This window comes from Dyadobacter sp. CECT 9275 (assembly GCF_907164905.1).
GTDB classification, from domain to species: Bacteria; Bacteroidota; Bacteroidia; order Cytophagales; family Spirosomataceae; genus Dyadobacter; species Dyadobacter helix.
Map to the genome: position 1 here is coordinate 1,550,631 of NZ_CAJRAF010000002.1, position 22,837 is coordinate 1,573,467.

General features: G+C 45.8%; 16 protein-coding genes. 8 read left to right on the top strand and 8 right to left on the bottom strand.

Features of this window, described 5'->3' with window-relative positions:
* Positions 1–83 precede the first annotated feature (83 nt).
* Positions 84–746: an ABC transporter ATP-binding protein gene (locus KOE27_RS14450; protein WP_215239567.1), complete on the bottom strand. Its 663-nt coding sequence runs from the start codon at positions 744–746 to the stop codon at positions 84–86.
* A gap of 88 nt (positions 747–834) precedes the next feature.
* Between KOE27_RS14450 and sucC the strand changes: the two genes are divergently transcribed.
* Both sucC and KOE27_RS14460 read left to right on the top strand, forming a co-directional pair.
* Positions 835–2,058, top strand: a complete 1,224-nt coding sequence (gene sucC, locus KOE27_RS14455) for an ADP-forming succinate--CoA ligase subunit beta (RefSeq protein ID WP_215239568.1) — start codon at positions 835–837, stop codon at positions 2,056–2,058.
* A 164-nt stretch (positions 2,059–2,222) separates the two neighbouring features.
* On the top strand, positions 2,223–4,481 hold the full coding sequence (locus KOE27_RS14460; RefSeq protein WP_215239569.1) for a CotH kinase family protein: 2,259 nt from the start codon (positions 2,223–2,225) through the stop codon (positions 4,479–4,481).
* Here the strand turns inward: KOE27_RS14460 and KOE27_RS14465 are convergent.
* The 3 genes from KOE27_RS14465 to KOE27_RS14475 all read right to left on the bottom strand — a co-directional run bounded on the left by KOE27_RS14465 (position 4,478) and on the right by KOE27_RS14475 (position 7,970).
* A complete protein-coding gene (locus KOE27_RS14465; protein WP_215239570.1) occupies positions 4,478–5,809 on the bottom strand; it encodes a GntP family permease in 1,332 nt (443 codons plus the stop codon). The two genes, KOE27_RS14460 and KOE27_RS14465, sit on opposite strands and share 4 nt — an antisense overlap.
* Before the next feature lie 34 nt (positions 5,810–5,843).
* Positions 5,844–6,995 (bottom strand): alpha/beta hydrolase family protein, encoded by a 1,152-nt coding sequence (locus KOE27_RS14470; RefSeq protein WP_215239571.1) that lies wholly within the window; start codon positions 6,993–6,995, stop codon positions 5,844–5,846.
* A 99-nt stretch (positions 6,996–7,094) separates the two neighbouring features.
* Positions 7,095–7,970 (bottom strand): diacylglycerol/lipid kinase family protein, encoded by an 876-nt coding sequence (locus tag KOE27_RS14475; protein WP_215239572.1) that lies wholly within the window; start codon positions 7,968–7,970, stop codon positions 7,095–7,097.
* Between the two features lie 45 nt (positions 7,971–8,015).
* Here KOE27_RS14475 and KOE27_RS14480 point away from each other — a divergent pair, with 45 nt between their 5' ends.
* The 6 genes from KOE27_RS14480 to KOE27_RS14505 all read left to right on the top strand — a co-directional run bounded on the left by KOE27_RS14480 (position 8,016) and on the right by KOE27_RS14505 (position 16,996).
* Positions 8,016–9,020 (top strand): App1 family protein, encoded by a 1,005-nt coding sequence (locus KOE27_RS14480; protein WP_215239573.1) that lies wholly within the window; start codon positions 8,016–8,018, stop codon positions 9,018–9,020.
* Between the two features lie 105 nt (positions 9,021–9,125).
* The gene (locus KOE27_RS14485; RefSeq protein ID WP_215239574.1) at positions 9,126–9,812 is read left to right on the top strand and encodes a response regulator transcription factor; all 687 of its coding nucleotides are present in this window, start codon (positions 9,126–9,128) and stop codon (positions 9,810–9,812) included.
* 44 nt (positions 9,813–9,856) lie between these two features.
* Complete coding sequence (locus KOE27_RS14490) at positions 9,857–11,224, top strand: HAMP domain-containing sensor histidine kinase (RefSeq protein WP_215239575.1); 1,368 nt, start codon at positions 9,857–9,859, stop codon at positions 11,222–11,224.
* A 162-nt stretch (positions 11,225–11,386) separates the two neighbouring features.
* Positions 11,387–12,634, top strand: a complete 1,248-nt coding sequence (locus tag KOE27_RS14495) for a TolC family protein (RefSeq protein WP_215239576.1) — start codon at positions 11,387–11,389, stop codon at positions 12,632–12,634.
* A gap of 61 nt (positions 12,635–12,695) precedes the next feature.
* Positions 12,696–13,790 carry an efflux RND transporter periplasmic adaptor subunit gene (locus KOE27_RS14500; protein ID WP_215239577.1) on the top strand — a complete coding sequence of 365 codons (1,095 nt, stop codon included), beginning with the start codon at positions 12,696–12,698 and terminating at the stop codon, positions 13,788–13,790.
* A 107-nt stretch (positions 13,791–13,897) separates the two neighbouring features.
* A complete protein-coding gene (locus KOE27_RS14505; protein WP_215239578.1) occupies positions 13,898–16,996 on the top strand; it encodes an efflux RND transporter permease subunit in 3,099 nt (1,032 codons plus the stop codon).
* Between the two features lie 67 nt (positions 16,997–17,063).
* On the opposite strand, the gene KOE27_RS14510 is transcribed toward KOE27_RS14505, so the two are convergent.
* The 4 genes from KOE27_RS14510 to rpoN form a co-directional block, all read right to left on the bottom strand.
* Positions 17,064–17,921 carry a hypothetical protein gene (locus KOE27_RS14510; protein ID WP_215239579.1) on the bottom strand — a complete coding sequence of 286 codons (858 nt, stop codon included), beginning with the start codon at positions 17,919–17,921 and terminating at the stop codon, positions 17,064–17,066.
* A 73-nt stretch (positions 17,922–17,994) separates the two neighbouring features.
* Positions 17,995–19,440 carry a hybrid sensor histidine kinase/response regulator gene (locus KOE27_RS14515; protein WP_215239580.1) on the bottom strand — a complete coding sequence of 482 codons (1,446 nt, stop codon included), beginning with the start codon at positions 19,438–19,440 and terminating at the stop codon, positions 17,995–17,997.
* 63 nt (positions 19,441–19,503) lie between these two features.
* Positions 19,504–20,958 (bottom strand): sigma-54-dependent transcriptional regulator, encoded by a 1,455-nt coding sequence (locus KOE27_RS14520; RefSeq protein WP_215239581.1) that lies wholly within the window; start codon positions 20,956–20,958, stop codon positions 19,504–19,506.
* Between the two features lie 29 nt (positions 20,959–20,987).
* Complete coding sequence (gene rpoN, locus KOE27_RS14525) at positions 20,988–22,430, bottom strand: RNA polymerase factor sigma-54 (protein ID WP_215239582.1); 1,443 nt, start codon at positions 22,428–22,430, stop codon at positions 20,988–20,990.
* Between the last annotated feature and the right edge of the window lie 407 nt (positions 22,431–22,837).

The following is a 22,837-nucleotide window of genomic DNA, read 5'->3' on the forward strand; positions in this document are numbered from 1 at the left end:
ATGAAAAACTTCGGCATTATGACGGAGGCTTTTAAAGCAAGTCACACAGTCATAAAAGAAAAACATAACTTTTCGTAAAATTTCTATTCCGACATGCTGCCATCCTGCATCAGCAGCCTCCTGTCGGCCATTTCGGCAAGTTCTTCATTGTGAGTAACAATTACGAATGTGTGCCCGAAATCATCCCTCAGTTTAAAAAAGAGTTTGTGCAGGTCCAGCGCATTCTGAGAGTCCAGGTTGCCACTAGGCTCATCCGCAAGAATGATGGCAGGGCTGTTTAGAAGGGCCCTGGCCACGGCCACCCGCTGCTGTTCTCCGCCCGAAAGCTGCGACGGCAGGTGATTCGCCCGCTCTCTGAGCCCCAATAAGTCCAGGAGCTCCTTGCCTCTTGACACAATATCTTTTTCTTTTTTCCCACCCTGAATATATCCTGGCATACAAACATTTTCAAGAGCGGTAAACTCTGCCAGCAGATTATGAAACTGGAAAATAAAACCGATTTTTTCATTCCGGAATCTGGCCAGTTCCTTATCCCTCAGTCCCAGTGCATTGACTCCCTCAATCCATACCTCCCCGGAGTCGGGCTTGTCAAGTGTACCCAATATTTGCAGAAAAGTGCTTTTTCCGGCTCCGGAAGGGCCAACAATAGCTACAACCTCCCCCTTCCCTACTTCCAGGTCAATCCCTTTGAGAACCTGCAGAGATCCATAATTACGTTTGATTCCTTTGGCCTGGAGTAATTTCATGAATCGAAAAGATAATTGGGCAAAAAACTACCCCCGTTTTGATTAATTCCTTAATTTGCCGTGAAAATACCAATTTACTTTTATACTCATGAATATTCACGAATATCAAGGCAAAAGCGTTCTCAAAAAATATGGTGTACGTATTCAGGAAGGGCTTGTTGCAGACACTCCTGACAAAGCTGTAGAAGTTGCGCGTGAGCTAAGCCAGCAAACTGGTACCAAGTGGTATGTGGTTAAATCACAGATACATGCCGGTGGCCGTGGAAAAGGCAAGATTGTAGGCACCGAACAGCGCGGTGTAGCACTTGCAAAATCAGTAGAGGATGTCCGCACGATATCGAACAACATTCTTGGAAAAGTGCTTGTTACGCATCAGACCGGCCCGGATGGTAAGCGTGTAAATAAGGTTCTTATAGCAGAAGATGTATACTACCCTGGCCCGAGTGAACCCAAAGAATACTATTTGTCGATCCTGCTGGACCGCGCCCAGAACCGGAACGTGATCATGGCAAGTACAGAAGGTGGTATGGATATTGAGGAGGTTGCAGAACATACTCCCGAAAAAATAATGAAAGAGTGGATCGACCCGCGTGTTGGTCTGCAGCCGTTCCAGGCTCGTAAGGTAGCCTTTGCTCTGGGCCTGGAAGGAGATGCTTTTAAGGAAATGGTGAAATTTATCACCTCTCTTTACAAAGCTTACGTTGAAAGTGATTCTTCCATGTTTGAAATAAATCCGGTTCTGAAAACATCGGATAACAAAATTCTTGCTGTTGATGCAAAGGTGGACCTGGACGACAACGCGCTTTTCCGCCACCCCGAACTCGCAGAAATGCGTGATACCAATGAGGAAGATCCTCTGGAGGTGGAAGCTGGTGCCAACAACCTGAACTATGTAAAACTTGACGGTAACGTGGGTTGTATGGTAAATGGTGCAGGTCTGGCCATGGCAACCATGGACCTTATTAAGTTATCAGGTGGAGAACCTGCTAACTTCCTGGATGTTGGGGGTGGTGCAAATGCAAGAACTGTTGAAGCTGGTTTCCGTATCATCCTGAAAGATCCTAATGTTAAAGCGATCCTGATCAATATCTTTGGAGGTATCGTTCGTTGTGACCGTGTGGCTGCCGGTGTTGTGGAAGCATACAAAGCAATTGGTGAAATTCCCGTACCAATTATCGTTCGTTTGCAGGGTACAAATGCAGAGGAAGGAGCACGGATTATCAACGAATCAGGCTTGAAAGTTCAGTCTGCTATTGAATTTAAGGAAGCTGCTGCGAAGGTTTCAGAAGTTTTAGCAGAACTTGGCGTATAAAAATACAAAGCATAAAAAAAGGACGGCTGCATAACCGTCCTTTTTTTATGCCCACCCAACAAGAGTAATTTTGCGCCGGGAACAACTTATATGACAATAACTTGTAGTATTTTTTAATAGTTCAATCCCCCGGTTCATTCTTCAAGGAATTTTCTACGGAATGTATGGCTTTGAAATCTCAACGTTATAACGGCGTCAGTACCGGCACTATCCTTTTTGCCGCTTTCAGTTTGTTGTTGCTTAACCTCTCACAGGCACAAACACAACAGACCAACCTTCCCACCTTGGTTATCACCACTACCGACAATCAGCCTGTGGATAGCAAGGATGATTACCGTACGGGAACCCTGACGGTCCTTGCGCAGGGAGAAACAGATGGTATCTATAACGGTGCCATCCAAATCAAAGGCAGGGGGAATTCGACCTGGAATTTCAACAAAAAACCTTACCGCATCAAGCTCGACACCAAAACGAAGCTGCTAGGCATGAATGCAAATGCCAAAGATTGGGTGTTGCTGGCTAACTTTGCAGACAAAACTTTACTTAGAAATGCATTAGCATTTGAGTTGGGCAAATTCATAGGAATGCCTTTTTCAAATTCGTATAGACTTGTAGATGTTTATCTCAACAACGAATTCCTGGGTAACTACACACTTACCGACCAGGTTGAAACAGCACCGGACCGGGTTAACTTATCTGGCGGCGATGGCTCGGAAACGTCGGAAGGCTTTTTTCTGGAACAGGACGGCTTTGCCAGCGATGCGACGGAAACCTCTTGGTTTCAGACCACTTCAAAACAAATACGGTTCGTCATTAAAGACCCTGACGATGAGGACATTACTCAGCAGCAAAAAGATGACATTAAAGGTTACATGGACCAGTATGAGGGCAAATTGTTTTCCGAAGATTTTAAGGACGCCACAAATGGGTACCGCCCTAAGGTAGATATGGCCTCGCTCGTGAACTGGTACCTGGCCAGTGAGATCACCGGCAATCCAGATGCTTTCTGGAGCACCTATATGTTCAAAAAAACAAACGAGGGCAAATTGTATTATGGCCCGTTATGGGATTTTGACATTTCATTTAACAATGACACAAGGATTGGTTCCAGTACTTACCGGAGGATGTCTGACGTGGCCCATGAGAATAAGACCTATATCCGGCAATATCTGGAAGATGACCAATTCTTTCTTGCCCTCCGTACTCGATGGAAACAGCTGCAAACGGATGGTCTCAAAGCTCATTTACTTTCCAAATTAACCAGCCTGAAACAACAGATAAATGATTCTCAGCAGCTTAATTTCCAAAAATGGGACATTCTCAATACCATCGTTTATCTGGAGCTGTGGGCACGGGGAAGCTACAGTGCCGAGACCGACTTTCTGACCAGTTACATTGAAAATCATATTGACTGGCTTGACAGAGAAATTAACGGACCAGATACAAAATACTACTATAAACTTGAAAATCAGACCAACCAGAAAGCGCTGGCTACAGGGTCGGTTTTTGAAGGACTAACCCGGATTGTTCAAAAGGATTATACTTCCGATCAGAGCTATCAATGGGACATCACGAACCTCAACAACGGCTTTTTCAAAATAAAAAACCGGTCAACCGGGAAAATACTTACGGCGCCTACCGGTAAGCTTCAGCTTTACCTGGATGACGACACACCGGGCAGTCTTTACCAGCAATGGCGCCTTACTGACACGGAGATTAATAAATATGCACTTGTGAACCGCATGACGGGCATGTCGGCCGATAACCGTGGTGCAACCGGTGACAATGACCAGATTACCCAGGAAGACAAAACGCTCGGAAGCGCTAGCCAGCAGTGGCGTTTAACGGCGCTGGATGAAAAACCCGCTGATGCCCTTCCCTTGTATATCTCAGGCTTGAAAGCTGTTAAAACAGCAAATGAAGTGCGGTTGAGCTGGGAAGTTTACTCCCAAAAAAACGGACAAGGCTTTGAAGTTCAACGCGTTTATGCCGACAAAAATAAACTTCCGGTAACGCTCGGTTCGGTACCTTTAAGGGACGACGCACTTGGCAGGTACACTTTCACCGATAAAAATCCGCTGTCCGGCATCAATTATTACAGGCTCAAACAAATAGATAAAGACGGCAGGTTCGAGTTCAGCCGGGTGGTTGCAATCCATATCCAGGAACTTGACCAGCTTACGGTCTCCCCCTCTCCTGCTACGGACATGGTCCGTCTGACTTTCCTGGCTGCCAAGGAAGGTACCGGCAAAATGGAAATATGGAATACCAGCGGTCAGCAGGTAAAGGAAGCTGAGCTATCGATAAAAAATGGTTTTAATTCGGCAAGATTGGATATTTCTCGGCTCAATGCAGGCCTTTACCTCGTCAAACTCAAAACCGGAGATCAGATGCAGGTTCAAAAAATCATCAAAACGCCTTAGGCCAGCAGGGCATACAGCAGCATGGTAGCCGCAAAACTTACCAGTCCCTGCAGGCCGGTAAGGACGGTATGGCTTTTATAAGTATCGGTAGGTGAAATTCCGGTAAATTGCGAAACTACCCAATACCATGCATCATTGGTGTGTGAAACCATCATGGCGCCACTTCCCACTGCCATTACCAGAAGACCCGTATGGATAGCGGAAACAAACCCCATAGATACCAGCAACGGAGCCAGAATACTCGTCGTAAGCACCATGGCAGAGGTAGTTGACCCTTGTGCAGTTTTAAAAAAAGCAGCGATCAGAAATGCGATTACCAGCAAATAACCTCCGGACATTTCATTGTTGATCAGCCAGTTACTTACCAGATGTTTTAATTCCGTTTCCTTCAGTACCGCTCCGAAAGCACCTCCCGCACCCACCAGTACCAGCGTGGTACCACAATGTTCGATCCCATTTTTAAAACAGGCTATCATTTTTTCGGCAGGCTTTTCCGGAAACAGGGAATAGCTGAAAAATATGGCCAGCAGGAACGATATGAGAGGACTTCCAAAGAAAGTGAGCCATTCCGCCAGCTTTGCCGGAAAATGGAGTATGTTCCCGGCTGAGGCCAGCGTTATCAGAACGATAGGTAGCAGTATAGGCATAAATGCCTTCCAGGCCGGAGGCAATTGCAGGGATACAGCATCAACATGTTCATTATCACCATTTTCCTGAATCGTAATTTTGCTACCATACTTACCGGCAAACCAGGCAGAAAGAAACAGATTCGGGAGGGATACTATAAGGCCCAGTATGATAACGATCCCCATCGAATCTGAAATACCCAAATTCCCCGCAGCAGAAACCGGCCCGGGTGTGGGAGGCACCAACGTATGAGTTGCAAAAAGACCTCCGGAAAGCGCCAAAGCGATCGTCCCAAGAGACCTGCCCGTCCGTTTGGCCACGATTCTGTTAAGTTTGTGAAGGATGATAAATCCCGAATCACAAAAAACCGGAATCCCGACTATTGCACCTATAACAGCCATTGCAAAAGTAGGCCGTTTGGCTCCGAACAGTTTTAAGATCACATCAGCTACCTTGACAGCCGCACCGGATTTATCAAGAATGGCCCCTATTACACATCCCAGGATCACCATCAGCCCTATTTTCGCCATCAGTTCACCAAAACCTTTGCCGATTGTTTCGGCGAGTTTGTCAACCGGTAACCCTGCCGCAATGCCTACACCCAACGCGGCCAGCAGCAGGCCCGTCAGCGGATGTAGTTTAAATACAGTTGAACTCAGAATTATAAACGCAATGGCAAGGAAAACAATAAGGACGATCATCTGATACTTAAAAGCTGAAAAATAATTTGCCGGATTACAAAAGGCTCATAACCGCCTCGTTACCCATTACTGCATTGGCTGGCCTGGGATGAGCCTTATCAAAAACTTCCAGCTCCTTCTGATCCAGTACCTTTACCTGGCTTTCATCTATATTACCCTTATCATCCGTTACAGCCTTCAGGTCCAACCCAATGTATTTGGCCAGGAATGGGTACATCGCCTTTCTTTTGCTCGGCCCATAATCATGCTTTTCATCTGGCAAATGTACATTTTCAACATTTCCGGCTTTGCCATAAAGGCTATAGATACCGCGTATGTAGGGATATTCCAGATCAGGCGTATGCTTGGTCCAGTCGGCTCCGTCAGATATCAGCAGCATGGGGCGAGGTGCCGTTAATGACGCAATCTGCACATTGTTAGTCTGGTAATCACCTTTTTTATGAATGGGAAGCCCGCTCTCGCAGACACAGCCGCCGAAGAAATGAGCAGAAACCATTACACAGGGAACAGCAACTTTAACGCGGTTATCCAAAGCCGCCAGAATGAATGTCTGGGTACCTCCTCCCGACTCACCTGTAACAGCGATGCGTTTAGGATCCACACCGGGCAAAGATTCCAAAAAATCAAGCGCCCGGATGGAATTGATTGTCTGGAGCTTCAATCCTTTTGCCATAGAATGTTCACACTGCCGGGAGTCGCCCTGGCCAACCATATCCCACACAAAAACCACGGCCCCCATCCGCGCGAGTGTACCGCAACGTTTCTGGGTCTGTTCCCTGAAACGTCCCTGAGGATTGTCTCCGTGCCCGTGCGGACAAAGTATCCCTGCGTAGGATTTTTGCTGTTTGGTCGGCCGGTAAAGATTGCCGGTAACATAAAAGCCAGGCATGCTTTCAAAAAAAACCTTTTCAATGGTATATCCGTCCATCACCATTTTGCCATAAATGGTTGGTTTGGATTTCGGCTTGGGAGGCAATACCTGTAACCCCATGCCCTCGCGGAGCTGTGCTCTGATCTGCTCCGCCCTGCTGGTCCACTCCGCCTTGGTATGATAAGTATTATTTGCCAGAAACATTTTACCCTGCTCTTCGGTAAAATAAGCACCCTGGCAGAGTTCCGACTTCTGGGCTGTTACAACGGTAACTGAGAGTATTGCTACAAAAAGTGAGGAATAGAGCGTCTTCATAAATCCAGACATGGTATTGTTTTATCTTTTGAAAAAGGCCGGTCAATACTTTTAATACTGGATTTGACAGATAAAATACGCCTCGATTCGGATAATAAATCAGGGAACGGCTATTTTGATATATTTCTCTACGATCTCCGCCTCCAGGCTTTTGATTTCTCCAATGTATTCGCCGTCGATCTGAAAATGCATATCTCTGTCAAGGCATTCGATCAGTGCCTTTTTGACGGAAATGATTTGCATAATTTCCGGATTGAAATCCGTATTGCCCGTAAGAACTTTGGCAGTTTCAATAAAATCGAGTTTCCTGGCAATGACGAGCTCAAAAAAACCATCAGAAATATTGCCCACCGGATTGATACTTACACCCGTACCATACTTCCTCGCATTCGCAATAATAACGATCATCACATCCGTTTCAATCACCTCCTGAGGAGTTGTAATGCGTACTTCAAAATTATGATGTTCCCCTAAAGTTTTCAGCATTTCCCTGGCATAGCCAATTTTGCCTCGACTTTCACCTTGCTCGTAATTTTTCACAAGAAGCGCATTTAATCCTACATCACTCAGGTGCAGACTGATTTCCCCATTGATAGAAACCGCATCTATTTCCACAAAATTCTCTCCTAAGGCGGCTTTAAGCGCATCTGGGATGGAGGTTGGCAGTCCGAAATCCACCGCCAGCCCGTTGGCAGACCCTACCGGAAGAATTCCCAAAACCGGCCCCCTCCCATGAATGGCCTGGGCAACCATGGAAATGGTGCCGTCTCCACCGGCAACTATTACTCTTTCCGGTTTGACATGATCCACCAATTCACAAATCTGATCAGCGTCCCTATCTCCTGTTGTCTGGTAAATCCTCAAATCAAACTCCTCATTTTTAGCAGCTTCAATCGCTTGTTCAAAAATTTCGTCCTTATCGGTACCTCCTGATATGGGGTTCACAACTAACAAAACCTTTCGTTCTGAAAACATATTGTATAAATTAGGGATTTAAAGGCCGAGGTTTAAAGATAGTGTATGAAACGTTGCGATTTAAAACTTTACCGGGGTTATGCCAATAAAAAGGAATTGGTTGTGTTTGGTCATGTGGTTGAGAAATATCCTGATGGCGACCATAAGTATACCCGCCGAGGTTTTAGGTATGCCCGCACCATTATCCAGCTGTTCTCATTAAAAACCATACCAAATGTAAAGGTAATCCTTCATGTAGGCTCCCTTTCATTCCAAACGGTTACGGAATACGACGGTTATTTCCGTTTTCAGGTTCCCTTTGATATACCCCTGGAAAGCGGCTGGCATCAGTATTCGGTCACGGTGGAGGCCGAAATCAGGGGCCAGCCTGTCACAGTTACCAAAGAGGAGGAATTCTTTCTTCCCTACCGAAGCTCTTACGGTATCATCTCCGATATTGATGATACCTTTCTGATTTCTCACAGCCGCAAATCTTTCAAAAAACTGTTTGTACTGTTGTCTAAAAACGTACAGGCACGTAAGCCTTTTGAAGACGTGGTGAAACACTACCAGCTGTTATCCTTTGCCAGCCAGACACACCCGCATAAAGACAGCAATATCTTTTTTTATGTATCAAGCAGTGAATGGAATCTGTACGACATGATCGTCCGCTTCGCGGAGCTGAACGGTTTACCCAAAGCTGTTCTTAAACTAAAGAAAATCAAGTCCGGAATCGACGACTTCATGATGACCGGAAGCGGGTCTCATGACCACAAACTCCGCAAAATTCATAACATTATCGGGTTTTATCCTGAACTCCAGTTCATCCTGCTGGGTGATGATTCCCAGAAAGACCCGGATATCTATCTGGAAATTTGCCGTTCCTTTGCTTCCAGTGTAAGAGCGGTGTATATCAGGCAAACCAGAAGGCGCCCGAAGGCCAGCACACTGCTCATACTGGCCGAAATGCAGGAGATGGGGATTGAAATCTGTTATTTTAAACATAGTAACAATGCCGTTATCCATTCTTTGGATAAGGGATTCGTTTTTCAGGCACCGGAAGAAAATTAGCCAGCTCATGCCCTTTTCCCGGCAAAGAACATGCTAACGGCCCGGAGATTTCGAAAGAGCAATTGCTGACAAAACAGGCAAATCAAACCATTCGCTGTAATACTCATGAAAAAAATACTTATTGTAGAAGACGACCGCCGGATTGCCCAGAATATTATGAGGGGCCTTATTTCAGAAAACTTCGAGGCCGAGGTCGCTTATGACGGTATTACAGGAAAACAACTGGCTTTGGACAAAAAATTTGATCTGGTACTGCTTGACGTCAATCTGCCTGGCATGCGGGGATATGAGGTGTGCCAGCAGATCAGGATTTATAAGCCCTCTATCCCCATCATTATGCTTACAGCCTATGGTGAGATAGAAGATAAAGTAGAAGGTCTGGAAAGAGGAGCTAATGACTACATCGTTAAACCTTTCGATTTCAGAGAGTTACTGGCACGCATCAATGCCGCGCTACGGGTATCCGAGCTAATGAACCCCGAAACGGCCAGCCAGATACTCCGCATAGCCGACTTGGAACTAGACCTGGCTACCAAACAGGTGAGCCGGGGAGGTAGGTCTATTGAGCTCACAGCCAAAGAGTTTGCCCTGCTTGAATATTTCATGACTCACCGGGGCAGGGTTGTTTCTAAAATGGATCTCGCAGAACACGTCTGGCATTTGAATTTCGACCCCGGCACCAATGTAGTGGAGGTTTATATCAATTACCTTCGTAAAAAGGTGGACAAGGATTTTCCCGTAAAACTGATCCACACCCGCCCGGGAATGGGGTATATTTTCAAGGAAGAATAAAAGAAAGGACGCATGCCCATTGATTGTAATTATAAGGCCAGCCGATGAAAATAAAAGATCGTATCGCCATGCAGTTCACCGTACTGGTGGCTACCGTTTTGTTATTGTTTTCAGTTGCGGTTTACACGATTTCGGCCCGCTTCAGGCAGGAAGAGTTTTTCGACCGGCTCAAAAGCAAGGCACGCACCACCTGCAGGCTGCTGGTGAAAGTGAACGGCATCGACAAAAACCTGCTTAAGGTCATTGACCAGAATACGCTGACCGAAATGCTGGATGAAAAGGTTCTCGTCTTTAACTCAGAGAATGAACTGCTCTACTCCAGCGTCGACGACAAACTCATCAGTTATCACGCAGAATTACTGAATGAAATAAGAGAAAAAAAAGACATAGAGCTTGTACAGGGCGACAGCGAGGTGATAGGCCTGCTCTATACCGAAGGGGATGAACCGCTGGTAGTGCTGGCATCCGCTTATGACAAATTCGGCAGAAGCAAACAGAACAACCTGGTGCGTACGCTGGCCTGGGGGCTGGGGGTTGGCATAGGGGTTACCATTGTCCTGGGTATCTATTTTGCGGGCAATTCACTGCGCCCTATCAGCCATATCAATCAGCAGGTGTCACGCATTACAGCCCAAAACCTTTCCCAGCAATTAGACGAAGGTAACCGCAAAGACGAAATTGCACAGTTGGCCATCAATTTTAACACGGTGTTAACCAGGCTCAACCAGGCCTTTGAACAGCAGAAAAGCTTTGTTTCCCACGCCTCCCATGAGTTGCGGACGCCACTTGCGGCTTTAAAATCGGAAATCCAGTTGGGCCAGCGATTCACAAAATCAGACCCTGACCTGGAAGAGGTATTCTCCAACCTGTTCTCGGACACCGAGAAGCTGATCAGCATTACCAACAATCTGCTCTTCCTTGCACGCTCCTATGAGAATTTCGGCAGGATGAAATTTGCACAGGTACGCATTGAAGATGTGGTATTCGCCGCCAAAGAAGAGCTGATTTCCTCTCACCCCGAATACAGGATCGACATTGACTACGAAACCATTCCCGAAAGCGAAAATGATACCCTTATTGAAGGCAATGAGGAATTGCTGATCAGGGTATTTTCCAATCTGATGGACAACGCCTGCAAGTACTCCGGGGATAAATCAGCAAAAATCCTGATGAGTTCGGACAGCAGACATTGCGTCATTAAGGTGATTGACCGCGGAATTGGCATCAGCGAGGCTGATCTTACACAGATATTCAATCCGTTTTTCCGTGCTTCACACTCAAGCAACATGCCGGGATATGGCATAGGCCTATCCATCTGCGAACGTATTGTTGAGCTGCATCATGGCAAAATGACTGTTACCAGCGAGCTGAACAAGGGAAGCGAGTTCCGTCTGGAATTTGATCACGTTTGACGATATCTCCTTTCTGCTAGTATATCGGTAAAAAAATACCAAGCCAAAATGCCCGTACAAAGCTGCATTCGCACATTTTTTTATTCTAATTTTTTTCTAAGCTCATTTTAAGGCCGCTGTAATACCGGCTGCCGAATATCGCATCATTCTAACAAAAGAATTATGCGAATTTACACAGTCGGATTTCTGGTTTTCATTGCTTCCTGCGTGCAGGCACAGGACACGCTAAGGCTTTCCATTCAAAAAGCGGATAGCCTTTTTCTTCAGAACAACCTGTTACTGCTGGCCGAAAAGTATCAGATAGAAGCCACCAAAGCTTCTGAAATACAAGCCAAACTCTGGGAAAATCCTGAGCTGAGCCTCGAGCTAAGCGCATACAATCCATCCCGTGGTTTTCTGGATGTGGGAAATAAGGGACAAAAAGCCGTTTCTCTGCAGCAAATGATTTCTACCGCCGGAAAGAGAAACAAAAGAATAGCGCTCGCGGCGGAATCCAGCCGAATGAGTGAGTATGAATTTTATGACCTGATCAGAAACCTGAAGTTTGAATTGCGACAGATATTCTTTGAATCTTACTTCCTGAACCAGACGATCAACTTGCTTGACAGTCAGATCGCGACACTGAATATTACCGTCAACGCTTTTGAAAACGAATACAACCGTAACAATATTTCCCTCAAAGAGGTAGTCAGACTGAAAGCACTTCTTTTTCAGCTCACCAACAACCGTGCGGATATTCTCTTTGAGATAGCAGATAATCAGCGGGATATCAAAAATCTTTTGCAGGTCGGGAGTATCATTATCCCGCAGGTGAACCAGAACGACCTCCGGCGTTACCAGCTCAATAATAATACCCTCGCCTCTCTGGAAGAGAAGGCGCTTGCCAGCCGTGCTGATCTTAAAATAGCTGCCTCCGCCACCCGGCAGGCCGAACTCAATCACCAGTTGCAGAAAGCATTGGCCGTCCCTGATCTGCGGCTGGGTGCAATTTATGACCAAGCTAGTAACTATGTCAACAATTATGTCGGAGTCTCGGCATCAATGGATCTGCCATTTTTTAATAAAAATCAGGGAAATATCAAAGCAGCCAAAAGCCAGATCAGCTATTACAAAACTTCGGAAACGGCTAAGCAAAAAGCAGTTCTGAACGAAGTGGATGCTGCGGTTCAGAAAGTGCAAATCGCTGAAAATGCCTTTAAGGTCGTAGAAAGCCGCTTCACAGGACAGTTTGAGCAATTGAACAAAGGGATATACGACAATTTCCAGAAACGTAATATCACGCTCCTCGAATTTATCGACTTCATAGAAACCTATAACGACAGCATACGGGAATATAACCGGCTGCAAGCCGACCGGATCAAAGTCTATGAAGAACTTAACTATCTGGTTGGAGAAGAGCTATTTAACTAATAAGAACGATTCATTCAAACGCATTACACCGGTTACCGTTAATCCTTTAACATTATTCAAAATGAAAAATATCCCAGTTCAAATCGTTTTGCTCACGGTAGTCAGTATCTGGCTCGTTTCCTGCGATAAGAAAAAAGAGGTGGACGAAGATGAAGCCAAGGCATTTATGCTTTCGGATACGATGATGAACCGTATCACACTGGATACCGTAAGAACCGAAGCCGTGAGAAATGAACTTACACTGGTGGGAAAAGTGGTACCTGACGAAAACCAGGTGATCAAGATCTATCCCCTGGTAGGTGGAAATGTGGAAGATGTGGATGTGGAGCTGGGAGATAATGTGAGGAAAGGCCAGAAACTGGCCACGATAAGATCAGGAGAAGTGGCCGATTTTGAAAGGGAAATGATTCAGGCACAATCGGATCTGCTCATTGCACAAAAAAACCTGACGTCTACCGAGGACCTTTTTGAGAGCAAACTGGTTCCCGAACGCGACGTGATCACCGCACGTAAAATGGTGGACAAAGCCCAGGCCGAGCTGGACCGGGTAAAGGAGATTTTCACGATATACGGTCTGGGTAATTCAACAAAATACACGGTACGCTCTCCTATCAATGGTTTTGTGATTGATAAAAATGTTAACCGGGGGATGCAGCTCCGCTCAGACAATTCGGAAAGCTTGTTCACAGTGGGACAGATAGCCGACGTGTGGGTAATGGCCAACGTAAACGAGAGTGATATCCCCAAAGTAAAACTGGGGATGGCCGCGCAGGTGCAGACGATCAGCTTCCCGGACGAGATTTTTACTGGTAAGGTTGACAAAATCTATAACGTACTGGATCCCGAAACCCGGGCGATGAAAATCAGGATACAGTTGCAGAACGTTGGCTTCAGACTTAAACCCGAGATGCATGCCACGGTAACGCTCAATTTTGAAGAAAGCGAGCAGATGCAGGCCATACCTTCCCAGGCCATCATTTTTGACCGTAGTAAAAACTGGGTAATGGTGTTCCACAGCCGCTCCAAAATCGAAACCCGGCCGGTGGAAGTTTACCGTTCGCTATCTAACCGCTCGTATATCCGAAGTGGTTTGAAAGATGGTGAGACTGTTATTTCAAAAAACCAGCTGCTTGTTTACGATGCACTGAATGATTAAACCCTGACGAATTATGGATGAGCGGCCCGAATATGGCCCCTTCACTCCTCTTCGTGATTCGTTACATTCTTTTTTACTACCGGCATCCGGTTCAAAATTATTATCCAATGAATAAATTCATCAGAGGAATCGTTGGTTTTTCTCTCAAAAACCGCTTCTTCATATTCTTTATCACCGGCCTACTGATTGTGGCCGGTGTGGTAAGTTATCAGAATACTCCGCTTGAAGCTTTTCCGGATGTCACCAATACACAAATCATCATTGTAACACAGTGGGATGGCCGCAGCGCTGAGGAAATAGAGCGTTTCGTTACGGTCCCGATTGAGGTGGCAATGAATTCTGTACAGCAAAAATCCAACGTACGCAGCACCACCATGTTCGGGCTGAGCATCATTAAGATTATTTTTGATGATAACGTTGAAGACTTTTTCGCCCGCCAGCAGGTTAATAACCAGCTGCGAAACATATCGTTGCCCGAAGGCGTGGAGCCCGACGTGCAGCCGCCTTACGGCCCCACAGGAGAAATTTTCAGGTTCACCCTGAAAAGCAATGACCGCGACAGCCGCGAATTGCTTACGCTTCACAACTGGGTGATCGACAGGCAGCTCCGGAGCATACCCGGCGTTGCGGATGTGGTGGCGTTTGGCGGCCGGGAAAAAATATATGAAGTACAGGTGAACCCTACCAAACTCGTAAAATATAACATTACGCCGCTGGAGGTATATCAGGCCGTTACCAAAAGCAACGTGAACGTGGGCGGGGATGTAATTGAAAAAAACGGGCAGGCGTATGTTGTACGGGGTATCGGGCTGCTTAATTCCATTCCGGATATTGAAAACATTATTGTTGAATACGTAAAAGACAACCCGGTGCTCGTGCGGGACGTGGCTTCCGTAAAAGAATCGGATATGCCGCGTGTGGGGCAGGTAGGGCTGGATGGCAACGACGATGTGGTGGAAGGGATCGTTGTGCAGCGCAAGGGTGAAAACCCCAGTGAGGTACTGGCGCGGATCAAGGACAAGATAACCGAACTGAATACAAAAATACTCCCCCCCGATGTTAAAATGGTTACTTTTTACGACCGGGACAATCTGATCGAATTTTGCGCCCATACTGTAAAACACAATCTGGTCGAAGGGATTGTGCTGGTAACCGTGATCGTATTCGTTTTCATGGCCGACTGGCGTACCACGGTGATCGTGTCCATCATCATTCCTCTTGCGCTGCTATTTGCGTTCATGTGTCTGAAACTAAAGGGCATGTCGGCCAACCTCCTGTCCATGGGGGCCATTGACTTCGGGATCATTATTGACGGAGCCGTGGTGATGGTGGAAGGGATTTTTGTGGCACTGGATCACCTCGCCCATAAAAACGGAATGGACCGTTTTAACAGGCTTTCCAAGCTCGGGCTGATAAAAAAGACAGGTGGAGAGCTGGGAAAGGCCATCTTCTTTTCCAAGCTGATTATCATTACGGCTTTGATACCCATTTTCAGTTTTCAGAAAGTGGAAGGCAAAATGTTTACGCCGTTGGCCTATACCCTGGGTTTCGCCTTGCTTGGTGCCTTGTTCTATACGCTGACGCTCGTACCGGTACTATGCTCCTTCCTGCTCAATAAAAATGTTAGAGAGAAAAGTAATCCGATCGTCCGTTTCTTTGACAATACGGTTTCAAAAGGGTTTGAATGGTGTTATGCCCGAAAAAAACTGAGCGTTATCCTTGCCTCTGCTTTCCTGGTGATCTCGTTATTTTCAGCCAAACTCCTTGGAACAGAATTTCTGCCCACCCTGAATGAAGGCGCCCTCTGGGTGGAAGCGAAAATGCCTATGAGCAGTTCTTTAACCGAAACGATTAAAATGGTGAAGGTACTGAGAGCTAAAATCAACGAGTTTCCGGAAGTGAACGGGGTACTATCTCAAACCGGCCGCTCCAACGACGGCACCGATCCTTCGGGCTTTTATTATGTGCAGATGCAGGTTAACCTTAAACCTAAAGATGAATGGAAAAGGAAGATCAGCCAGGACCAGCTGATCGAGGAAATGGACAAGAAACTGAAACAGTTTCAGGGGATCAATTATAACTATTCCCAGCCGATCATCGACAATGTGGCCGAAGCCGTGGCCGGGATGAATGCCAGCAACGCGGTAAAAATCTTTGGTGATGACCTGGAAACACTAAACCAAAAGGCCAATCAGGTACTGGAAGCGATCCAGGGCGTACCCGGCATTAAAGACGTAGGTATCCTCCGCAATATTGGCCAGCCCGAGATTCGGGTCATCCTGCACGATCATAAACTTGCACAATACGGGGTTAGCATTGCGGATGTTCAGGCGGTAATAGAAATGGCAATCGGTGGAAAAACGGCCTCTATACTTTACGAAGGTGAACGCAAGTTTGATATCCGCCTTCGTTACGAACAGCAATATCGCCGCGATATCAGTGACATCCAGCAACTGATGGTACCGACGCTTACGGGCGATAAAATTCCGCTGAAAGAAGTATCCACCATCCAAACCGTAACCGGGCCGGCCTTTATATACCGTGACAACAATAAAAGGTTCATTGGTGTGAAGTTTTCCGTGCGCGAAAGAGACCTTGGCAGTACCATTGCCGATGCACAAAGCAGAGTGAAGCCATTGTTAAAATCCCTGCCCAAAGGTTATTCAGTGAGCTGGTCGGGCGAATTTGAAAATCAGGTACGTGCCACGGCCAGGCTTGGGCAGGTAGTACCCATCAGCCTCATCGGGATTTTCATTCTGCTTTTCATTATGTTCAGCAACGCCAAGGATGCCGGCCTTGTGCTGATCAACGTACCCTTTGCATTAATTGGGGGTATCCTGGCCCTGCATGCCACACACATGAACTTCGGTATATCCGCAGGTGTAGGGTTTATTGCATTGTTTGGCTTATGCGTTCAGAACGGGGTGATACTTATTTCGGTATTTAACAAAAACCTGGCGGCACATATGCCCCTGGACGAAGCCATACGCGAAGGTGTAAAGTCAAGGATCAGGCCTGTGATCATGACGGCACTGATGGCTGCCATAGGGCTGTTACCCGCAGCAACCTCTACCGGAATTGGTTCTGAAACACAAAAACCCCTTGCCATCGTGGTGATCGGAGGACTTATTACTGCGACTGTATTAACGCTCCTCATCTTCCCGATCATCTACGGCTTCTTCTACCGTAAAAAACGGCTGATTTGATTATTTCAAAAAAAATCCCGTTTTGTTACCTGAACAAGGCGGGATTTTTTGGACCATATCTCCGGGCTCAGAAGCTGTTTAAATCCTTAAAGTCATACCCCAGCTGAAAAACATAACGAAGTGAAATACCCAGGCTCCAGCCCGTACCATTTCCCCTGATTACAGACCGGTCCGTTTCCACGCTGTTTACGGAGTACACCAGTTCCGTTTGAAGTGAATTTCCATACCCCCATTGCTTTCTTGCAAAAAAACTGAGGTCTGCTACCCTGGCTACTTTGATCACATATTCGGCTGTGGCTTCCAGCAAAAAAGTGGTTTTTCTGGCGGTGTAAGTATCACTCGTCAGGTAAAGGGTATCTATCCCCTGCCTGCGGCCCTTTTCCTTATACCCAACAAACTCCATGTAGCTCTTTTGCGTACCCGAATTAGGTACCAAAGCAGCGCCGCCTCCAATCCAGAATGCCGACCTGCGCAGATAGGGCTTTCCAAACAGCAATCTTCTTTTTCCTCTGAAACTGATAACGTTCTTGTCATTTTCCAACCTGTAAGCCAGTGGATTATCCCCTTTGATCAACAAATCATTATGAATGGCTGACCGTGCATATTCAGCTTCAAGTGCCCATTGTTCACGAATAACCCAGCCTACAGAAGCGGCGTAGGAGGCCACCGTTGGAGAATGCGTTCCTATCAGATCATCGAGTGTATTGGTAATGGTATTCCTGTCGTTCCTCAGAAAGCCATCCACGCCGATATACCAACGGTTCCGGATTTTTACATCACCGGCAGTTTTCTTTAATAATGATTCAACGCCGTACTTTTTTCGGCTAAATTCCTGTGGCAGGGTTCTGCGGTAGTAATCGGCATTATCCTGAGCCCGGGCAACAGACCAAGCTGATAGAAGGAGAAAAATAATGGTAAATCTCATTGCATACACGAATATGAATTAATGAGCATTACGCATTTACTGAAAAAATCGTTGCAGCATAGCAGGCAGAAAGTCAGTTGGATTGATTATCCGGCGTTGTGAAGCTTATCGTAAAAGTGGTACCCTCTCCCAGGCTGGACTGTACGTCTATACGTCCGTGATGCGCATGGATGATATTGAGTGTAGTCGCCAGGCCAATACCCATGCCGTTGTTTTTGCCGGTAAAATAAGGTTCGAAGATTTTTTCCATATTTTCCGGACTGATTCCCGATCCGTTGTCCGCAAAAGTCACCTGCACACTATCTCCTACACTCCTCGTGACAATTTTAAGAATTCCCTTATCTTCCTCCATGGCTTCAATGGCATTGGTGATCAGATTCAGAAAAGCCATTTGCAATGACACCGCATCCAGGGGAATCTGCAGATCCCCTTCGGCATAAGTATTCACTATATTGATTCGTTTGAGCGCCACACGGTCATAGGCCGTGGCAACGGCATCATCCAGAACCCGATGTATCGAACTGTTCACAAGTTCAATGTCCGTCGAACTCGAAGGCTGTAAAAGCTGGGTGATGAGGTCATTGATCCGGTTACAGTTGCGTTTGATGATCTGCGTATAAAATTTCTGATCCTCGTCCTCCAGCTCCATTTCCAGCTGTTCTGCAGAGAGGTTCACATTCGTGAGCGGATTCCTAACCTCATGCGCCAGCATCCGGACCAAACGGCCCGTCACCGCCATTTTTTCAGAAAACAGCTTTTCTCGTTCCGTTTGCTTTCTGGCGGTCATGTCATGAATACGGCCCTGTACATACGGCTGTGCATCATTAAATTCAACCGATGCAGAGAAGAGACAATATTTCTTATCCGAATAATCGTTTACCAAAAGAGTAACTTCATAATCGTGGATGTGCCTTTCGTGCACGCCCTTCCACAAATTGATAAACTGCGGGTCCTCTATCAGTTCGAGGATATTTTTAGAGGTAAGTTCGTCTTTGGAAAAGCCGGTGAGGTTACATGCCGAAGTGTTACAGTCAATGATACTACCGGACAAATCACTGATAAACAGGAAATCGTTAGACTCTTCAAAAATCCGCCTGTACCGTCGTTCACTGTGCCGTAATGCCTTTAATACCGACATGCGTTCCAGTGCATAACGGATACTTCTTTCCAGCTTTTCGGAATTCAGTTCGCTTTTGACCAGGTAATCGGCCGCACCTAGCCGCAGCGCTTCCACAGCAATTTTGGTATCGCCACGGCCGGTCAGCAGGATAATGGGCTCTTCACAACCTCCTTCGCAAGCCTCCTGTATCAGATCAATCCCTGTATTTTCTCCCAGCAGGAAATCGAACAGATAAAGGTCATACTGGAAGTGGTTAATATGGTAACGTGCATCCTTATAAGTTGAACACCAGGTAATATTGAACTTCCAGTTGGTCAATTCATGAAAATATTCCTGGGTAAGAAAATAATCATCCTCATCATCGTCAACAAGTAATACATTAATTAATCTGGTATTCATGATGTGGAAAATTCTTTATGGCTCTCAAAAAGTCTGCCGCTCGGTTTGACATGAAGCTTTCAGTTACATATCAAACTGCTTCATTTTATTATATAATGTTTTACGGTCGATATTCAGTAATCTTGCCGCTTTGCTTTTGTTAAAGTTTACGTCCCGCAATACCTGCATAATCATGTCATACTCGGCTTCATTGGCAACGGTTTTCAGGCTTGGTTTAACATCCTCGGTATCTGAGGGCTCAGGAGCGGCAGTATACGAAGGGGCCTGCACAGGCTCGTCGTCCAGGTCTTTCAGCTTCCGGTAATTGACAATTTCAAAAGGCAGGGCTTTTTCCTGAATCAGATCACCATCCGAAAGGAGCGTGGACCGTTTGATTACATTACGCAGTTCGCGCAGGTTGCCGGGCCAAGAATAATTCATGAAATCATCAATCACTTCTTTAGAAAACCCTTTTACGTTTTTATTAAGCTCCACGTTGGTGGATTCCAGAAATCCCTGGGCAAAAAGCATGAGGTCATCCTTGCGGTTTCTCAGCGCGGGTACCTCAATCGTAAATTCATTGAATCTGTAATAAAGATCCTCCCTGAATTTGCCGTTACGGGCTGAATCCAGCAGACGCTCATTGCTTGCTACAATAATCCTAACGTCCAGATCTATTTCTTTGGATCCGCCGATACGCCTCATTTTTCTTTCCTGTACAACCCTCAGCAATGCCACCTGGATCTCATAGGAAAGGTTGGATACCTCATCCAGAAAAAGCGTTCCTCCGTTTGCAAGCTCAAAGTGCCCGATTTTGGTTTGCAGCGCTCCTGTGAAAGACCCTTTTTCATGACCAAAAAGTTCACTTCCGGCCAGTTCCTTAGAGATCGCTCCGCAGTCCATCGCCACAAACGGCATATCCTTTCTGCGGGAACGGTTATGAATTTCGTGTGCTATGGCTTCTTTTCCAGAGCCACTTTCACCATAGATGATCACGCTGAAATTGGTGGGTGCCACCAGGTCTACCTGCCTGAAAAGGTTATCAGATACCTCGCTCTGCCCCATGATATACCCTGGCTTCGCACGGGAGGACATTTTGCGTGGTACCTTCCCCACCGTTTCTGTTGCTCCAGCAGTTTCAGCCTGTACAAATTCAATATCCTCATCCTTTCTGGATTCCGCATCCGCAATAGCTTTTTTAACCGTAACCAGAATCTCATCCGGGAATAGGGGTTTTGTGATGTAATCGTAAGCGCCAAGCTTCATTACATTCACCGCTATTTTAATGTCTGAGTATCCGGTTATGATCAATACCGGAACCTGGGGTCTTTTGGATTTGATGGCGGTCAGTAAGTCAGTACCAGTGATATCGCCCAGCCGGAAATCGGTCATGACCAAGTCAGGAGACATTTCCTCAATTAAGGCCAGTCCGTCTTTACCATTTTGGGCAGTTTCAACAATAAAATCGTTTTTGGATAAGAATCTCTTCAGCAAGAAACAAATATCCGCTTCATCATCTACAACGACAATTTTTTTCATGTAAGGTTTATCTGGACTTAGCGCTTAAATTAAATAGTAACTCTGAGCCTTGCTGTTGGAATATTTAATTGTTCCCGATACTTGGCCACAGTTCTTCTGGCCACGGAGTATCCCTTTTCAGCAAGCATATCGGTAATTTGTTGATCATTATAAGGATGCCTTTTGTCTTCCGCTTCCACAATTTCGCGGATCGCCTCCTGTATTTCACGGTTAGAAACCTCTGTACCGTCTTCGTTGGTGACCCCCTCCGTGAAAAGGTCTTTGAGGAGCACGATTCCGAAAGGCGTCTGAACGTACTTGTTGGTAGTCACCCTGGATACCGTGGATATATCCATGTTAATAATCTCGGCCACATCTTTCAGAATCATCGGCCGGAGTTTTTTAATATCACCGCTTTGAAAATAGTCATACTGTAATTTGACGATTGCCCGTAAGGTGCTGATCATGGTATTTTCACGCTGTTTGATGGCATCAATAAACCATTTTGCCGAATTCATTTTGCTCTTAATGAACTGGTTAGTGGCCTTATCGTTCTTCTGTTCCACCATCTGTGTAAATACTTTGTTGAGCTTCAGTGCCGGGCTGTTTCCCCATGTCAGTTGTACCTCAATATCGCCATCGTCAGCATACCAAAGCATAAAATCGGGCTTGATGCTTTCGTTTACCAAAGAATCATTCCGAAGCCCCGAAGCAGGTTTGGGGTTCAGGGTTGTGATGATCTGAATGGCCTTCTTAAGCGTTTCTTCATCCAGGCCCAGTACTCTCATGATTTTATCATAATTTCGAGAACCCAGCTCTTCAAAAGCATGAGCCACAATCCGGTAAGCCGATTTCCATATTTCATCCTGATTCTCCATTCTGTTCAGCTGAATGAGCAAACATTCTCTCAAATCGGCCGCCGCAATTCCGGCAGGTTCCAGCTGCTGTATGATCCGCAGCATGGCATCAACCTCCTCGGTATCAATAAACATGCTGTTGGCAAAAGAAATATCGTCCGCAATCACATCACTTTGCCTTCTCAAGAACCCATCTTCATCCAGTGAGTCCAGGATAAAATCAGCAATTAATTGCTGTCGCTCATTTAATCTCAGGAAATGAACCTGTTGCTTAAGATCGTCCCGAAAGGATACTGTCTCCACCATCGGGCGAGTATATAACTCATTATCAGGCGACTGATTATTGGCATAAGTTTTATAATCCGGGATATCGTCATCTCTGAACTCGTCCCAGTCGTAATAATCCTGGACCGACGGGGAATCATCCTCACTTTTATTCAGATCATCGTCAAAGTCGTCTGCTGCCTCTTCCGTAGTATTTTCTTCCTTCCCCTCTTCAAGGATCGGATTTTCTTCCAGTTCCTCCTTGATTCTTTGCTCCAATTCCATAGTAGTCAAATGCAGTAGATTGAGCATTTGAATCTGCAGCGGAGAGTATTTAAGCGTTTGTCTTTGCGTCTGCGTTTGTCTTTGCATAAAGCAATAAAAGGAAAATTTAAATTTCTGATTACTATTGAAAACCTAAGGTTGTAATTTCAAGTACCCAGCCGTGCCTGTAACTACCTCTCCCAGCATCTCTGCATGGTTTCCATCTTTAAATTTACTACAGTTTGTTGTATCTTTTTCAACCTGATATTTAAAACTAGTTTTTGAGTAGTTATTTCCACATTCTGAGTATTATAATTCGGTATGTAGATTATATCCTCCTCCCCGCAACTGCCCGGCAACGAACTTTTCGTTTTGTTTACTTTTGCTACTTCCGTCTTGTCCGGAAAGCCTCTATCTGAATCCTACATTTTGTAACCTTCATATTATCAAACAGATAAATGTTACATAGTCTTACAAAAGCAGCTTAAAGAAATTTCAGTTTTACGATCCGTACC

Excerpts from the sequence above, each read along its gene's own strand:
- KOE27_RS14450 (WP_215239567.1), bottom strand. The coding sequence starts at position 746 with ATGAAATTACTCCAGGCCAAAGGAATCAAACGTAATTATGGATCTCTG.
- KOE27_RS14515 (WP_215239580.1), bottom strand. The coding sequence starts at position 19,440 with ATGAATACCAGATTAATTAATGTATTACTTGTTGACGATGATGAGGAT.
- KOE27_RS14480 (WP_215239573.1), top strand. The coding sequence starts at position 8,016 with ATGAAACGTTGCGATTTAAAACTTTACCGGGGTTATGCCAATAAAAAG.
- KOE27_RS14510 (WP_215239579.1), bottom strand. The coding sequence starts at position 17,921 with ATGAGATTTACCATTATTTTTCTCCTTCTATCAGCTTGGTCTGTTGCC.
- rpoN (WP_215239582.1), bottom strand. The coding sequence starts at position 22,430 with ATGCAAAGACAAACGCAGACGCAAAGACAAACGCTTAAATACTCTCCG.
- KOE27_RS14500 (WP_215239577.1), top strand. The coding sequence starts at position 12,696 with ATGAAAAATATCCCAGTTCAAATCGTTTTGCTCACGGTAGTCAGTATC.
- KOE27_RS14490 (WP_215239575.1), top strand. The coding sequence starts at position 9,857 with ATGAAAATAAAAGATCGTATCGCCATGCAGTTCACCGTACTGGTGGCT.
- KOE27_RS14505 (WP_215239578.1), top strand. The coding sequence starts at position 13,898 with ATGAATAAATTCATCAGAGGAATCGTTGGTTTTTCTCTCAAAAACCGC.
- KOE27_RS14520 (WP_215239581.1), bottom strand. The coding sequence starts at position 20,958 with ATGAAAAAAATTGTCGTTGTAGATGATGAAGCGGATATTTGTTTCTTG.
- KOE27_RS14495 (WP_215239576.1), top strand. The coding sequence starts at position 11,387 with ATGCGAATTTACACAGTCGGATTTCTGGTTTTCATTGCTTCCTGCGTG.
- KOE27_RS14460 (WP_215239569.1), top strand. The coding sequence starts at position 2,223 with ATGGCTTTGAAATCTCAACGTTATAACGGCGTCAGTACCGGCACTATC.
- KOE27_RS14470 (WP_215239571.1), bottom strand. The coding sequence starts at position 6,995 with ATGAAGACGCTCTATTCCTCACTTTTTGTAGCAATACTCTCAGTTACC.
- sucC (WP_215239568.1), top strand. The coding sequence starts at position 835 with ATGAATATTCACGAATATCAAGGCAAAAGCGTTCTCAAAAAATATGGT.
- KOE27_RS14485 (WP_215239574.1), top strand. The coding sequence starts at position 9,126 with ATGAAAAAAATACTTATTGTAGAAGACGACCGCCGGATTGCCCAGAAT.
- KOE27_RS14475 (WP_215239572.1), bottom strand. The coding sequence starts at position 7,970 with ATGTTTTCAGAACGAAAGGTTTTGTTAGTTGTGAACCCCATATCAGGA.
- KOE27_RS14465 (WP_215239570.1), bottom strand. The coding sequence starts at position 5,809 with ATGATCGTCCTTATTGTTTTCCTTGCCATTGCGTTTATAATTCTGAGT.